The 14,034-nt window shown below is 61.7% G+C and carries 12 protein-coding genes; 7 read left to right on the top strand and 5 right to left on the bottom strand.

What is annotated here, in order from left to right:
• Positions 1-31: 31 nt before the first annotated feature.
• From rpoD to DJFAAGMI_RS12770, 5 genes are all read left to right on the top strand, one after another.
• The gene (gene rpoD / locus DJFAAGMI_RS12750; protein WP_211457439.1) at positions 32-2,479 is read left to right on the top strand and encodes an RNA polymerase sigma factor RpoD; all 2,448 of its coding nucleotides are present in this window, start codon (positions 32-34) and stop codon (positions 2,477-2,479) included.
• Between the two features lie 147 nt (positions 2,480-2,626).
• Positions 2,627-3,619, top strand: a complete 993-nt coding sequence (locus tag DJFAAGMI_RS12755; RefSeq protein ID WP_211457440.1) for a tripartite tricarboxylate transporter substrate binding protein — start codon at positions 2,627-2,629, stop codon at positions 3,617-3,619.
• A 21-nt stretch (positions 3,620-3,640) separates the two neighbouring features.
• Positions 3,641-4,585, top strand: a complete 945-nt coding sequence (locus DJFAAGMI_RS12760) for a ketopantoate reductase family protein (RefSeq protein WP_211457441.1) — start codon at positions 3,641-3,643, stop codon at positions 4,583-4,585.
• Between the two features lie 356 nt (positions 4,586-4,941).
• The gene (locus DJFAAGMI_RS12765) at positions 4,942-5,247 is read left to right on the top strand and encodes a winged helix-turn-helix transcriptional regulator (RefSeq protein WP_003057624.1); all 306 of its coding nucleotides are present in this window, start codon (positions 4,942-4,944) and stop codon (positions 5,245-5,247) included.
• Positions 5,248-5,376: 129 nt separating this feature from the next.
• Complete coding sequence (locus tag DJFAAGMI_RS12770; protein WP_003057626.1) at positions 5,377-5,730, top strand: FKBP-type peptidyl-prolyl cis-trans isomerase; 354 nt, start codon at positions 5,377-5,379, stop codon at positions 5,728-5,730.
• 75 nt (positions 5,731-5,805) lie between these two features.
• Here the strand turns inward: DJFAAGMI_RS12770 and DJFAAGMI_RS12775 are convergent, their stop codons facing one another.
• From DJFAAGMI_RS12775 to ppsA, 4 genes are all read right to left on the bottom strand, one after another.
• Positions 5,806-6,282 carry a hypothetical protein gene (locus DJFAAGMI_RS12775; RefSeq protein ID WP_211457442.1) on the bottom strand — a complete coding sequence of 159 codons (477 nt, stop codon included), beginning with the start codon at positions 6,280-6,282 and terminating at the stop codon, positions 5,806-5,808.
• Positions 6,283-6,461: 179 nt separating this feature from the next.
• Entirely contained in the window at positions 6,462-8,558 is a 2,097-nt protein-coding gene (locus DJFAAGMI_RS12780) for a VC_2705 family sodium/solute symporter (protein WP_211457443.1), read from the bottom strand.
• Positions 8,551-8,919, bottom strand: a complete 369-nt coding sequence (locus tag DJFAAGMI_RS12785; RefSeq protein WP_211457444.1) for a DUF4212 domain-containing protein — start codon at positions 8,917-8,919, stop codon at positions 8,551-8,553. Before DJFAAGMI_RS12785 ends, DJFAAGMI_RS12780 begins: the two co-directional genes overlap by 8 nt.
• A 35-nt stretch (positions 8,920-8,954) precedes the next feature.
• On the bottom strand, positions 8,955-11,345 hold the full coding sequence (gene ppsA, locus DJFAAGMI_RS12790) for a phosphoenolpyruvate synthase (RefSeq protein ID WP_211457445.1): 2,391 nt from the start codon (positions 11,343-11,345) through the stop codon (positions 8,955-8,957).
• 250 nt (positions 11,346-11,595) lie between these two features.
• Between ppsA and ppsR the strand changes: the two genes are divergently transcribed.
• Positions 11,596-12,417, top strand: coding sequence for a posphoenolpyruvate synthetase regulatory kinase/phosphorylase PpsR (gene ppsR / locus DJFAAGMI_RS12795; protein WP_043004345.1), 822 nt, complete (start codon positions 11,596-11,598; stop codon positions 12,415-12,417).
• Between the two features lie 139 nt (positions 12,418-12,556).
• On the opposite strand, the gene DJFAAGMI_RS12800 is transcribed toward ppsR, so the two are convergent.
• Complete coding sequence (locus DJFAAGMI_RS12800) at positions 12,557-13,486, bottom strand: LysR family transcriptional regulator (protein ID WP_211457446.1); 930 nt, start codon at positions 13,484-13,486, stop codon at positions 12,557-12,559.
• 189 nt (positions 13,487-13,675) lie between these two features.
• Between DJFAAGMI_RS12800 and DJFAAGMI_RS12805 the strand changes: the two genes are divergently transcribed.
• Positions 13,676-13,948 carry a DUF2798 domain-containing protein gene (locus tag DJFAAGMI_RS12805; protein ID WP_053282249.1) on the top strand — a complete coding sequence of 91 codons (273 nt, stop codon included), beginning with the start codon at positions 13,676-13,678 and terminating at the stop codon, positions 13,946-13,948.
• Positions 13,949-14,034: the final 86 nt, after the last annotated feature.

The following is a 14,034-nucleotide window of genomic DNA, read 5'->3' on the forward strand; positions in this document are numbered from 1 at the left end:
TTTGTGTGTGTTCGTACCGTGAGAGGTGTTCATGCCCGTTTCAAAGTCCGTGAAGTCCAAGCAGGCCCCAGAAGCTTCAGCAAAGCCCAAGACCTCTAAAACTTCCACTTCCGCAGCAGAGTCCGCGAAAAAGGCCAGTGCCAGCAAGCCTGCTGTGAAGAAGAGTGCTGCATCTGCAGCCGAAGCCAAGAAAGACACCACCGTGGTTACCAAGTCACAAGCCGAACTCAAAGCCATGGCCGATGCGCTGCTGGCGCAGGCAACTCCCAAGCGCGGCCGCAAGAAGGCCGAAGAAGACGACGACACAGCTGCCGCTCCTGCCGCCAAGAAGACCGTCGCCAAAAAGGCTGCTCCCGCCAAGAAGGCTGCCGCCGTCAAAGCCCCCGCTGCCAGCGCCGATGCCGACAAGACTCCTGCCAAGCGCGGTCGCAAGCCCAAGGCCAAGGAAGCCGACGAGGACATGGATGACGCCGACCTGTCGGATATCGACAGCGATCTGGAAGGCGAAATCGAAGAGGAGACAGTCACCGAAGCGTCTGCTGCTCCTGCCGAAAAGGCCAAGCCTCTGCGCATGAAGATCAGCAAGGCGAAGGAACGCGCCTTGATGAAGGAATTCGGCCTGGACGAGACCGTTCTGACCGAAGAGGAAATGAACACCCGCCGTCAGCGTCTGAAGATGCTGATCAAGCTGGGCAAGACCCGCGGCTACCTGACCCACGCCGAAATCAACGACCACCTGCCCGACAAGCTGGTCGATGCCGAAACGCTGGAAGTCGTGATCTCCATGTTGAACGACATGGGCGTAGCCGTGTACGAGCAGACTCCCGATGCGGAAACCCTGCTGCTGAACAACACCGGCCAGTCAGCCACCACCGAAGAGGAAGCGGAAGAGGAAGCCGAAGCGGCTCTGTCCACCGTGGACTCCGAATTCGGCCGCACCACCGACCCCGTGCGCATGTACATGCGTGAAATGGGTACCGTCGAACTGCTGACACGCGAAGGCGAAATCGAGATCGCCAAGCGCATCGAAGGCGGCCTGATGGACATGATGGAAGCCATCTCGGCTTCCCCCGCGACCATCGCCGAGATCCTCAACATGGCCGAGGAGATCCGCGAAGGCAAGGTTGTCATCTCCACCGTGGTGGACGGCTTCGTCAATGCCAACGAGAACGATGACTATGTGGCCGAAGAAGACTTCGACGAATACGACGAAGAAGACGACGATGACGGCAAGGGCGGCTCCAAAGCCCTGACCAAGAAGCTCGAAGAGCTGAAGAACGAAGCCCTGGGTCGCTTTGACTCCATGCGCGAGCTTTTCGACAAAATGCACAAGGTGTATGACAAGGAAGGCTACGGCACCGAGGCATACATGAAGGTGCAGAAGGCCATCACCGAAGAGCTGATGACCATTCGCTTCACGGCCAAGACGATTGAAAAGCTCTGCGATCTGGTGCGCGCCCAGGTGGATGACGTGCGCAAGAAGGAACGCGAGCTGCGCAAGATCATCGTGGACAAGTGCGGCATGCCGCAGGAGCAGTTCATCAAGGACTTCCCGCCCAACCTGCTGAACCTGGACTGGGTCCTCAAGCAAGTGGCGGCAGGCAAGAACTACAGCGCCGTGCTGGAACGCAACATTCCGCCCGTGCAGGAGCTGCAGCAGAACCTGATCGACCTGCAGGCCCGTGTGGTCGTGCCTCTGGAAGAGCTCAAGCACATCAACAAGCGCATGAACAGCGGCGAGCGCGCCAGCCGTGACGCCAAGAAGGAAATGATCGAGGCCAACCTGCGTCTCGTGATCTCCATCGCCAAGAAGTACACCAACCGCGGTCTGCAATTCCTGGATCTGATCCAGGAAGGCAATATCGGCCTGATGAAGGCCGTGGACAAGTTCGAATACCGTCGCGGCTACAAGTTCTCGACCTATGCGACCTGGTGGATTCGTCAGGCCATCACGCGCTCCATCGCCGACCAGGCCCGTACGATCCGCATCCCCGTGCACATGATCGAGACCATCAACAAAATGAACCGCATCTCGCGCCAGCACTTGCAAGAGTTTGGTTTCGAGCCCGATGCGTCCATCCTGGCAGCCAAGATGGAGATCCCCGAGGACAAGATCCGCAAGATCATGAAGATCGCCAAGGAGCCGATCTCGATGGAAACCCCCATCGGCGACGACGACGACTCCCACCTGGGCGATTTCATCGAGGACGGCAACAACACGGCGCCCATCGATGCCGCCATGCAGGCCGGTCTGCGCGATGTGGTCAAGGACATCCTCGACGGCCTGACGCCTCGCGAAGCCAAGGTGCTGCGCATGCGCTTCGGTATCGAAATGTCCACCGACCACACGCTGGAAGAAGTCGGCAAGCAGTTTGACGTGACGCGCGAGCGTATCCGTCAGATCGAAGCCAAGGCGCTGCGCAAGCTCAAGCACCCTTCGCGCTCCGACAAGCTGCGCAGCTTCATCGACTCGCTGTAAAGCCAGCCCGAGGAACCGGCACGCCGGCTCCCTGCGACTCCAAGCCCCGATCTGTTTCAGGTCGGGGCTTTTTCGCATGTACCCCAGGTCAGCAAGCCTTTGCTTGCGGCCAAACACGCCAAAAGACACATAACAACGGAGACAGACATGAACACCATCCAAGCACACAGCCTTCCGACACGGCGCCAGTGGCTGGGCTATTCCGCAGCCTTGCTGGCCACGCCTTTGGCAGCCATGGCCAACCCGCCCCAGCGCCTGGGGACGCAGTTGCGCATCGTGATCCCCGCCAATCCCGGCGGCGGCTGGGACCAGACCGGTCGCGCCCTGGGTGCAGCGCTGATCGGCAGCGGCATGGTGGACAAGGTCATTTATGAAAACATCGGCGGCAAGGGCGGCACCATAGGCTTGGCCGAATACACCAAGCGCTACGGCAACGACCCCAACAGCCTGCTGATCGGCGGCATGGTCATGGTCGGCGCTCTGGCGCTGAACAAGAAGTCGGCCGAGTTGCATCAGGTGCAAGCCCTGGCGCGCCTGACCAGTGACTACCTGGTGGTGGCCGTGCCTTTCGACTCACCGATCGCCAACCCCAAGGCACTGACCAAGGCCATGCGCGAAAACCTGCCCGCACTGGCGATTGCCGGAGGCTCCGCCGGCGGCGTGGACCATATGTATGCGGGCATGCTGGCCCGCCTGTCCAAGGCCAATGCGGAGCAACTGCAGTACAAGGCCTTCCCCGGCGGCAACGAGGTGCTGCAGGCCCTGCTGCAAAAACAGGTACAGGTGGGAATCTCGGGCTACAGCGAGCTCAGGGATGCCTTGCAGGCTGGCAAGCTGCGTGCTCTCGGTGTTTCCTCGCGGCGCGCCATGTTCGGCATCGCCTCCATGCGCGACCAGGGCATGGACGCCGAAATGTCCAACTGGCGCGCCGTCTTTACAGGCAGAAACCTGCCTGCAGAGCGCATCCAGCAACTGCTGGCTGCTATCGACCATGCGAGCAATCAGGAGCAATGGAAACAAGCCCTGGTCAGCAATAATTGGAGCTCCTCTTGGCAAACCGGCAAGGCGCTGCAGGAATTTCTGGAGGTCGAGACCTCCACCGCCCAGCTGATGACCTATCTGCTCAAGCTCAAGAGCTAAGCCACTTTGCAGGATAGCCCCATGAACCTGGCCGACCACACCACTGCCCCCTCCCGCCTTTCCGTTGCCGTCATGGGCGCGGGCTCGGTGGGCTGTTACTTTGGAGCTCTGCTGGCACGCGCCGGCCACCCGGTCACGCTGATCGGTAGAGCATCGCATATGCAGGCGGTCAGCCAACATGGGCTGCGACTGCAGACGGCAACAGAAGATCTGCACCTCCCCGTCGCCACCAGCACCGAGCCCGGTGCCGTGGCGGGCGCCGATGTCGTGCTGTTCTGCGTGAAATCCACCGACACCGAAGCAGCGGCCGCACAGATCAAACCCCATCTGGCTGCCCATACCCAGATACTGAGCTTGCAGAATGGCGTGGACAACGACCAGCGCCTGCGCCAGGTGCTGGGTCGACAGCCGGTGGCAGCTGCCGTGGTCTATGTGGCCACCGCCATGGCCGGCCCGGGCCATGTGCGTCACTTTGGCCGGGGCGAGCTGGTCATCGCTCCCTGCCCCCAGGGCGATGCGATCGCGGGCCAGTTCAGCACCGCCGGCATTCCCACACAAGTCTCGGATGGCGTGCTGGCTGCACTCTGGCAAAAGCTCATCATCAACTGCGTCTACAACGCACTCTCCGCCCTCACTCAGCAGCCCTATGGCTGGCTGGTCGCGCAGCAGGGCATACCCGCCGTGATGCAGGACATTGCCGCCGAATGCAAGACTGTGGCCATGGCCGACGGCGTGATCCTTCCCTCTACCGTGGACGAGGCGGTCGCGGCCATCGCACGCACCATGCCCGGCCAGCTCTCTTCCACGGCCCAGGATCTGGCGCGCGGCAAGCCCACGGAAATCGACCATCTCAACGGCTATGTGGTGCGACGCGCCCAGGCCCTGGGCATTGCCGCGCCGGCCAATCGCCTGTTGCAAGTGCTGGTGCAACTCAAGCAAATACAGGCGTCAAAACAGGAACTATGATTTTCATAGCTGCCTGCGCCGACAGGTCAATGGCTTGACTCTATTTTTACACCTGGAAACACCTAAGCCAGCACTAACACAGCCGGCAAACCACGCCAGCCTGTCGCGCAGGCTGCTCCAGCACTCTCATCACTGCTACAAACCCTGAAGCACGCGCGTCTTCGCCCGGATTCGTGGCTGACCCGCAACACTTGCGTGCTGTTTGTCGCGTTTATCACCTCAAGGCGTTGCAGTTGAAGATTTGAAGCTACTAAACTTGTAGCAAAATAAATTAACCGCTATAGTCCATCGGACATGGCACTGAAAGCGCCCAGTGCGCCCAGCTCGACAACATCATTGCGCAAGGAGAAGCGTCCATGAGCTCCAAGGAAAACGCCGCCATCAACCAGCTGTTCGAGAAGCTCGAATGCCGCTATGCGCTGCGCGTGCTGTGGGCTTTGCGGGATGGTCATCCCCAGACCTTCCGACTGCTGCAAGACAGCGTGGGCGGCATCACTCCCAACACGCTGAACACGCGCATCAAGGAACTGCGTGAATGTGGCCTGCTCGAACATGGCAGCGACGGCTACACCGTGACCTTGACCGGACAAGACCTGCTCAAGCGCCTGTCCGACGTGCAGGCCTTTGCCAACCGCTGGGTTGCGGCGCGCGCCAAGAAGTAAACCTTGCCGCTGTTGCGGCCGGGGGACTGGCGGCAAGCGGACACCACTATCATCCAAGGGCCCCAAGCGAGCTTGGCCGGCCCTTTTTTCCATCGCCTTTTTCTGCTTTGTGCTGAAAGGAAATCCATCATGGCATTCAACACTACTGCCTCCGGCCTGCAATATGAAGACACCGTCGTTGGCGAAGGCACCGAAGCCAAGGCCGGTCAGAACGTGACCGTGCACTACACCGGCTGGCTCTACAACAATGGCGTGCAAGGCGCCAAGTTCGACTCCAGCAAGGACCGCAACGATCCTTTCGTCTTCCCCCTGGGCGCCGGCATGGTCATCAAGGGCTGGGACGAAGGCGTGCAAGGCATGAAGGTCGGCGGTCAGCGCACGCTGCTGATCCCGGCAGCCCTGGGCTATGGCGCGCGCGGCGCCGGCGGCGTGATCCCCCCCAACGCCACGCTGAAGTTCGATGTGGAATTGCTGGCGGTCTGAGCCCCAGGCTCCGTCCACTAAAAAAGCGGCCCTGCGAGGCCGCTTTTTCTTTGGGAAATGCCCTGCATCGGCAGCCTACGCATCGGCCTCGAACAGCGCTCTGTGCAGCGGCATATAGGCTTTGTCACCCGCCGCATCGCGTATGCGCGGCGCCAGCTCCACCAGTTGCTCATAGCCCATGGCGGCCTCCACGGCCAGATTCAGTCTGAAGCCCTTGAGCCCCAATGCACCCGTGATGGACACGGCCATGGGGTAGGCCTTCTGGTAGCGCTTCTGACCGACGCCTGACCCGAGCTCGGCCGGGGCCAGGGAGGGGGAGCCGCTCTCCGAAGCTGACGCTGCGGCGGAAGACTCCCTCGTGGCCAGCCAGCCTCTGTCGACCAGGGCCAGAATATCGTCCTTGACCACTCCCAGCGCCGAGGTCGCCTCCAGCACCTGCATCAGACTGCGTTGACCGTCAAACAGCAAAAAGGCCGAGCGCAGCCGCTGGCTCAGATCGGCATGGCGCTCCTTGAAGGCCTGCTGGCCCTCGGGTGTTTTGACTAAATACATCGCCCCCGCCCCTCTATGCATTGAATTGCTTTTAGACATGCAGAGTGGCAGCTGTGACGGTGCCTGAAAAGCGGGTTTTCCTGCAAGCTAGCTCCGGACTGAGCCAGATCAGACTCTGCGAAAAAACCACATGAAAGCCATCTCAATCCCTTTATTGAAGAGCGCTGGCAGCTATCGAATCAAGAGTTCTGCCGAACGCTTGCCCGCCGCTGCTCCCACCAGCTGACCAGCAATATGGTGAGCAAGCCTGCCGGCACGCCAAACACACCGGCCGAGATGGGCTGAATGCCCCACCAGAGTGCCTCGCCGCGCAGTGCCGGAGGCAGCACCCCCTGCAGACCCGGCACATGAGAGACCATGTAGTACACCGTCACGGCCAGGCCCAGCAACATGCCGGCCACCGCACCACGGCGCGTGGTGCCGCGCCAGAAGATGCCCAGCACCATGGCCGGCACAAAAGCCGAGCCGGCCAGCGAGAACGAGGCCGAGACCATTGGAAGAATGTCCGAAGAGCGCCGCGCAGCCACAAATGCCGCCGACAGCGCCACCAGCAGCAATGCGAACTTGGAGAGAATCACACGCTGCTCGGGCGAGACACGCCGCTTGCGCGTATCCAGGCGCTGACGCTCCTGGAAGTAGAGGTCCCGCACCAGGGCATTGCTGATCGTCAGCAGCAGACCGTCGGCCGTCGATAATGCCGCTGCCAACCCACCCGCCGCCACCAAACCGGAGAGCACATAAGGCATGCCGCCCAGCTCCGGCGTAGCCAGCATGATGAGGTCAGCCCCCATGCGAATCTCGCCGAACTGCAAGATGCCGTCGCCATTGATGTCCTCGACGGCCAGCAACGAGCTGTCGACCCTGGACCACTGTGCTATCCAGTTGGGCAAGGCATCGAAATGCGTGCCCACAAGATTGCTCATGACCTCGAACTTGACCAGCACGGCCAAGGCCGGTGCGCCGAGATACAGCAAACCGATAAAGAACAGCGACCAGGCCACCGAGGTACGCGCCGCCGACACCGAGGGAACCGTGAAGTAGCGTGTCAGCAGATGCGGCAGCCCGGCCGTGCCGACCATCAGGCAGAACATCAGCGCCAGAAAATTGCGTCGACTTTCCTCGTAGGCCTTGCGCTCGGCCGGCGAACCATCCGGATCCCCGGCAAAAGGCTGACTTTGCAGCGGCATGCCGCCCAGCGGCTTGGCCCGCTCATAGGCCTCGTGCAGCTCGCGGCTCCAGAGTTCGCGTGCCGCCACCTCATCCTTGGGCATGGCGGCCAGCTCCCGGCTGGCGGTCATGATGGCGCCGATATTGCCGCTGCTGGTGCGCAGCTCGCGGATATGCTCGCTCAGGGCCTGGCGCTCGGCGGCCAGCACATTGGGCACATCGCGCAGCTTGGCCTGCAGCACCTGGGCGCGGGTGCGGTAGGCCTCCAGCACCGACTGCTCGGCCTCTGAGGACAGCAGCTGCTGCTCCATGGCGCCAATCTTGCCCAGTTGCTGGCTGTAGGCCAGCTGCGCCCAGGGGTTGCCCAGCTGCTTGTAGGCCAGCCAGGAAACCGGCAGCATGAAGGCCAGCAAGATGACCACGTATTGCGCCACCTGGGTCCAGGTGATCGCCCGCATGCCGCCCAGGAACGAGCACAGCAGCACGCCGCCCAGACCCAGCATGATGCCGATCTCGAACTGCACGCCGGTCAGGCGTGCGGCAATCAGCCCCACGCCATAGATCTGCGCCACCACATAGGTGAACGAACAGGTAATGGCGGCCAGTGCGGCAATGATGCGCGGCCAGCGCCCGCCATAGCGCGCCTGGAAGAAATCCGGCACGGTATAGAGATTCATGGCCCGCAGATAGGGGGCAATCAGCATGCCGACCAGGCAGAACCCGCCCGTCCATCCCAGCACATAGGCCAGCCCACCAGGCTGTGTGCCGGTCCCCGAAAAACCTTGCAGATAAAGCGCGCCGGAGAGACTGATGAACGAGGCTGCGCTCATCCAGTCGGCAGCAGCAGCCATGCCGTTGTAGAAAGGCGGAATGCGCCGGCCGGCGACGAAATACTCCTCGGCATCACTGGTGCGCGAGTACACACCGATGGCCGCGTAAACCATCACCGTGGAAAACAGAAAGATAGGCCCGATCCAGTGCCGCGACAGCCCACGCTCCTCGGCCCAGAGCATGGTCAGCAAAAAGGCCGCCGTTCCCAGCACATAGAGAAACAGAATGCGATGCAGCCGCCAGTGGTAGGCGCGGCTCAGAACGGGCCGCTCAGGCATGAGGGTCGGTTGCGGGGAGAGAGGCTTGGTGAGCCGCAGGCCGCTTGCGCGCTTCGTCACGCGCCTGTTGGCGTTCGAAATAATCCATGGCCACACAATAGACCACGATGATCAACAGGAACATCAGGACCGCCCCTTGGGCCGCCATCCAGTAGGCCACGGGCCAGTCCGGCATCAGCGCCTGGATATCGCGCGCAAAGTAGCAGGTGCCAAATGAAGACACCACCCAGACGCTCAGCAGCAAGGCCTTGAGTCTCAGGTGGTGCGTATCGTGCAGATCCGGCGGGAAGGTCACCTCCACCGGATTGCCGAAAGCATCGAATGCCTGTCGCGGGGCATCCGACGCGGCATCGTCATGCATAGGCGCGTGATGCGTCCGCACGGCGATGCGAAGGCTTATTCAGCCAGCTTCTGCCAGGTGGAGACCACGCTGTCAGGATTCAGGGAGATGGAGGAGATGCCCTCATCGGCCAGCCACTTGGCGAAGTCGGGGTGGTCCGAAGGGCCCTGGCCGCAGATGCCCACATACTTGTTCTGATCGCGGCAGGCCTTGATGGCGCGAGCCAGCAGCTTCTTGACGGCGGGGTCGCGCTCGTCGAAGTCGGCAGCCAGCAGCTCCAGGCCGGAGTCGCGATCCAGGCCCAGGGTCAGCTGGGTCAGGTCATTGGAGCCCACGGAGAAGCCGTCGAAGTATTCGAGGAACTCCTCGGCCAGCACGGCGTTGGAAGGCACTTCGCACATCATGATCAGCTGCAGGCCGTTTTTGCCACGCTGGAGGCCGTTTTCGGCCAGCAGCTCGGTCACGCGCTTGGCCTGGCCCAGGGTGCGCACGAAGGGGATCATGATCTTGACGTTGGTCAGACCCATGTCCTCACGCACGCGAAGCAGGGCTTCGCATTCCATCTTGAATGCTTCACCGAACTCGGCCGAGATGTAACGCGCTGCACCGCGGAAGCCCAGCATGGGGTTCTCTTCCTCGGGCTCGTAACGGCTGCCGCCGATCAGTTTGCGGTATTCGTTGGACTTGAAGTCGGACATGCGCACGATCACGGGCTTGGGCCAGAAAGCGGCAGCAATCGTTGCCACGCCTTCGGTCACCTTGTCCACGTAGAACGCACGGGGAGATGCATGGCCGCGGGCCACGGACTCGACGGCCTTCTTCAGGTCGGCGTCAACAGCTGGATAGTCCAGGATGGCCTTGGGGTGGACACCGATATTGTTGTTGATGATGAATTCCAGGCGGGCCAGACCCACGCCTTCATTGGGCAGCTGGGCAAAGTCGAAAGCCAGCTGGGGATTGCCCACGTTCATCATGATCTTGGTGGGGATGCTGGGCATCTCGCCACGCTTGACCTCGGTCACTTCGGTTTCCAGCAGACCGTCATAGATCTTGCCGGTATCGCCTTCCGCGCAGGACACGGTAACCAGTGTTTCGGCCTTGAGCAGATCGGTTGCATTGCCGCAGCCCACAACGGCAGGGATGCCCAGCTCGCGTGCAATGATGGCGGCGTGGCAGGTACGGCCACCGCGGTTGGTGACGATGGCCGAAGCCTTCTTCATGACGGGCTCCCAGTTGGGGTCGGTCATGTCGGTCACCAGCACGTCGCCGGCCTGCACCTGATCCATCTGCGAGATGTCGGACACCAGGCGCACGGGGCCGGTACCGATCTTCTGACCGATGGCGCGGCCTTCGGCCAGCACGGTGCCCGTGCCCTTGAGCTTGTAGCGCAGCTCGGCCTGGCCCTTGGACTGGCTCTTCACGGTTTCAGGGCGCGCCTGCAGGATGTAAAGCTGGCCGTCGGTGCCGTCCTTGCCCCATTCGATATCCATGGGACGGCCGTAGTGCTGCTCGATCACCAGCGCGTAATGCGCCAGTTGCTGCACTTCCTCGTCGGTCAGCGAATAGCGGTTGCGCAGCTCGTGGGCCACATCGGTGGTCTTGACCAGCTTGCCGTCGGCAGCCTTTTCCTCGGGTGTGGCAAAGATCATCTGGATCAGCTTGGAGCCCAGATTGCGGCGGATCAGCGCCTTGTTGCCAGCCTTGAGCATGGGCTTGTGCACATAGAACTCGTCGGGGTTCACGGCGCCCTGCACCACGGTCTCGCCCAGGCCGTAGCTGGAGGTGATGAAGACCACTTCCTCGAAACCGGATTCGGTGTCGATGGTGAACATCACGCCGGCAGCGCCCTTGTCGGAACGCACCATGCGCTGCACGCCGGCGGACAGGGCCACCACATCATGCTCGAAGCCCTTGTGCACGCGGTAGGAGATGGCGCGGTCGTTGTAAAGCGACGCGAACACTTCCTTCATCTTGTGCAGCACGTCTTCGATGCCCACCACGTTCAGGAAGGTTTCCTGCTGGCCGGCAAACGATGCATCGGGCAGGTCTTCTGCAGTGGCGGAAGAGCGCACGGCAAACGATGCCTCGGCATTGCCGCCTTGCAGACGGACAAATTCTTCACGGATGGCCTGTTCCAGATCGGCGGGGAAAGGCTGGCTTTCCACCATCGCGCGGATTTCAGCGCCCACAGCGGCCAGAGCGCGGACATCGTCCACGTCCAGTGCGGCCAGCTTGGCAGAGATCTTGCCAGCCAGGCCTTCAAAGGCCAGGAACTCGCGGAAGGCATGGGCCGTGGTGGCAAAGCCGGTAGGCACGCGCACGCCCTGAGGCAGTTGCGAGATCATTTCGCCGAGCGAGGCGTTCTTGCCGCCTACGGACTCGACATCAGACATTCTCAGTTTTTCAAACGGAACGACCAGCGCGGTCGCTTCGAACAGTTGAGACATGGGGAGCTCCAAAGTTAAAAACCGGTACGCAGGCGGCGCTGGGCTGAATGGCCAGGGCACGCGAACCCATGCTGCTTGAATGCAGTGCTTTGCTGTTCTGGATATCGACCGTCAACGAGCATGGGCTTGAATTTGGGAATAATGGGCGCCATTGTAGGCTGAGCCAGCAAGCCTCGCGTGGCTCAAACCAGATTCAGAGTCCGGGACATGGCATTGCCTGCACAGGTCCCACCTAATAACAGCGCGCACCATGCATACCCATACAATTTTTGTCATTTCTGACGGCACAGGCATCACGGCAGAGACTTTCGGCACGGCCATCATGGCCCAGTTCGAGAGCAAGCCACGCATCATTCGCGTGCCCTTTGTGGACTCCATGGACAAGGTGCACCAGGCCGTGCGCCAGATCAACCATGTGGCCGAGGTGGAGAAGCGCAAGCCCATCATCTTCACCACGCTGGTGAGCCAGGAAATGCTGGAATTCCTTGAAGCCAACTGCAAGGGCAAGCTGTTCGACATGTTCGGCACCTTTGTCCGGCCGCTGGAAGTGGAGCTGGGCCAGAAGTCGCTGCACCGCGTGGGCCGCTTTGCCGATATCAGCGAGAGCAAGGAATATCTGGAGCGCATGGAGGCCATCAACTACACGCTGGCCCATGATGACGGTCAGACCAATACCGATCTGACGGGTGCCGACGTGATCCTGGTGGGCGTGAGCCGCTCGGGCAAGACGCCCACCAGCCTGTATCTGGCCATGCAGTTCGGTCTCAAGGTCGCCAACTATCCGCTGATCCCCGAAGACTTCGACCGCAAGCAACTGCCGCCCGCCCTGGTTCCGTTCCGCGCCAAGCTGTTCGGTCTGACGATCGATCCGAACCGCCTCTCAGCCATCCGCAGCGAGCGCCGCCCGGACTCCAAATACGCCAGCCTGCAGAACTGCCGCTACGAGGTGGCCGAGGCCGAGGCCATGATGCGCAGAAGCGGCATCGAGTGGCTGTCCAGCACCACCAAGTCGATCGAAGAGATTGCCACCACCATCTTGCAGGAGGTGCTGCCGCAGCACCTGGGACATTAAGCCTCCCCCTGAGCGGCTTCGCCGCTTCCCCAAGGGGACGCAGCCCTCGCTGCGAGGCGGCTCTTGCTCGGCCGCCCTTACTTAGCCCGCGCCTGCGTCAAGAACTACGGGTAATGCAAGCGCCACGCAGTGTCCTCGCTCAACGCAGGACGGGCTGCTGCGGCAGTACCTGCAGCAGATAGTCCACCAGCGCGCGGACCTTGGTGGGCACATATTGGCGATCCTTGAAGCAGGCGAAGAAGTCCAGCGGAACATCCTCGAACTGCAGCTGGCCCTTGCGCGCCGGCTTGAGTGCCAGCGGTACCAGCCGCCCTCTGCGCAGCTCCTCATGGACGATGAAGCTGCCGGCCCAGGCGATGCCGCCACCGGCAGCGGCGAACTCCACCAGGGCATCGATATCGCTGCCGATGGCCGCAATCTTCTGCTGCGGATCGGTGCGCTGGCCATCGCGCAGAAAGGGCCAGCGCATGATCCTGCCATCGCGCTCGCGCCGGTACAGCAAGCAGGCGTGCTCGAGCAGATCCTGCGCCGTCTGCGGTCTGCCGTGCTGCTGCAGATACCGGGGCGAGGCACACAGAATGCGCGGCGCCGAGGCCAGCAGCCGCACCGACATGCCGGGCTCCAGCACATCGCGGTAGCGCACGCTGATGTCCACGTCTTCCTTGAGCACGTCCACATGCCGGTCCGTGATCAGGAGCTCCAGTTCCAGCCGCGGATGCAACGCGGTAAACGCCGGCAGCAGCGGCGCCAGCATATGGCGACCGAAGGCGGACATGCAGGCAATACGCAAGCGGCCTTGCAGCTCCCCATGAATCAGCGAGAGATCGGACTGGGCTTTTTCGAGCTCGTCGAGCACCGGCGCGACGCGCGCCAGATAGCGCTCGCCGGCCTCGGTCAAGGCCATGGACCGGGTGGTGCGGGTGATCAGGCGCGTGCCCAGTTCGCGCTCCAGCCGCGCGATGTTCTGGCTGGCTGCGGCGGGCGAAATACCCAGCTGGCGCGCGGCCGAGGCGATGGAGCCACCCTCCAGCGCTTTGACAAAGGTTTCTATGGCTCGCAGATTCGGCATGACTGCGAATGTATCCCCAATTGGATTCGAAAGATCTGCTTATGAGTGCAACAAGTCCCGGGCCTCTACCGCAGACCGCCTGTGGTACTTACAGTTCAGCCCTGTTTTCCATCCATGCATTCGGCCCTAACCGCTGACAGCCCCTGCTCCCGCCGCGACAACGCGGAATGCATTTCCGACATCATTTTCATGAATTCCTCTACCAGCTCTTCCCCATCCAGACTTTCGACGCTCAAGCTGCACCGACGCTACACGCCGTTTGTCTTTGCATTTTTCATGGCCGGCATCATGGCCTTCCTGATGTGCTGCACCATCGTGGCGGCCAATACCGGCTTTGACAGCGGCTATGTGCGGCGCGTGTTCAGCGCCTACGCGCTGGCCATGCCGGTGGCGTTCTTCTGCGTGATGATGGTGCGGCCGCTGGTGCTCAAACTGGTTGCGCTGACGGTGCATACGCATTGACAGACAGTGACAGCGAGGTCGTTAGCTATTGAATCTGAAGCAGCCTGCGCATGACTGGCTTCAAAATTCAATGCAATCTTCTGAAA

Origin of the sequence: Comamonas brasiliensis (genome assembly GCF_018292285.1) — a bacterium.
GTDB classification, from domain to species: Bacteria; Pseudomonadota; Gammaproteobacteria; order Burkholderiales; family Burkholderiaceae_C; genus Comamonas; species Comamonas brasiliensis.